The sequence below is a fragment of the Polyangium sp. 15x6 genome (genome assembly GCF_029960785.1).
GTDB lineage: Bacteria > Myxococcota_A > Polyangia > Polyangiales > Polyangiaceae > Polyangium.
This window is the reverse complement of the sequence record NZ_JASBQE010000260.1, coordinates 1-925: the sequence shown is the minus strand read 5'-3', so window position 1 is coordinate 925 and position 925 is coordinate 1. Positions and strand designations below refer to the sequence as shown.

2 protein-coding genes are annotated in these 925 nt (G+C 67.2%); both read left to right on the top strand.

Annotated elements, in window-relative coordinates; all coding sequences use genetic code 11:
• Window positions 1–75 precede the first annotated feature (75 nt).
• Window positions 76–432 carry a hypothetical protein gene (locus tag QHF83_RS53340; RefSeq protein WP_282425886.1) on the top strand — a complete coding sequence of 119 codons (357 nt, stop codon included), beginning with the start codon at window positions 76–78 and terminating at the stop codon, window positions 430–432.
• Window positions 429–788, top strand: coding sequence for an IS66 family insertion sequence element accessory protein TnpB (tnpB, locus tag QHF83_RS53335; protein WP_282425885.1), 360 nt, complete (start codon window positions 429–431; stop codon window positions 786–788). The genes QHF83_RS53340 and tnpB overlap by 4 nt, the downstream gene beginning before the upstream one ends.
• Window positions 789–925: the final 137 nt, after the last annotated feature.

The following is a 925-nucleotide window of genomic DNA, read 5'->3' as shown; positions in this document are numbered from 1 at the left end:
GTACCCGTCCGGCAACCCCCATCCTTCCGCTCCTGCGCTCTTCCGTGCAGTTCTCGTCGTCGAAGGAGGTTCGTCATGGCTACGAGGACGACGAGGACCGAGCGCCGGTGGCGGCGCGTCGTGGACGAGTGGCGGCAGAGCGGGCTATCGGCGCGGGAGTTCGCCAAAGGCAGGGGCATCAGTGCGGGGATGATTTACGCGTGGAGCAGTCGGCTCGGAAAGCCGGATACGCCCTCGCCGGCCGCTCCGCCGACGACAGCGCCGAAGTTCCTGCCCGTCACGCTCATCGAGGAGGCGCCCACCGTTTCACCGGAGCGCTCCGCCATGCTCGAGGTCGTCCTTCCGCGGGGCGAAGTCATTCGCGTTTCGCCGGGCGCAGATCTCACCCAGCTCGGCCGCGTCGTCGCGGCGCTGCGCGGGGGGGCCGCGTGATTCCGGCGCGAATGGCGATCTACGTGGCGACCGAGCGGCGCGATTTGCGGTGTTCGTTCGATGGGCTCGCGGGTGTCGTGCGCGAGGTGCTGCGGGACGATCCGCTCTCCGGTGCGCTGTTCATGTTCTTCAACAAGAGCGCGGATCGGGTGAAGATTCTCTGGTGGGATCGCACAGGGTTTTGCTTGCTCTACAAGCGACTCGAGCGCGGGACGTTCCGCGTGCCGCAAGGGCTCGAGCCGGGCGCGACGAGCATCCCGATCGAGGCCGCCGAGATGGCCAGGATCCTCGAAGGGATCCAGCTTCCGAAGGCGAAGCAACGCGCCCGCGCGCTCGCGGCGGGTTCGGCCGGATAAACTTTCCCATTTACAAGTCGTCACGGGGCGTGTAACGCACGTCCCGTGACAAACCCTGAGCTTCAGGCGAAGGTCGCCGCTCTGGAAAGCCGCCTCGCGGGTGCCTCCCGCGAGCAAGACAAACTCCGTCACGAGCG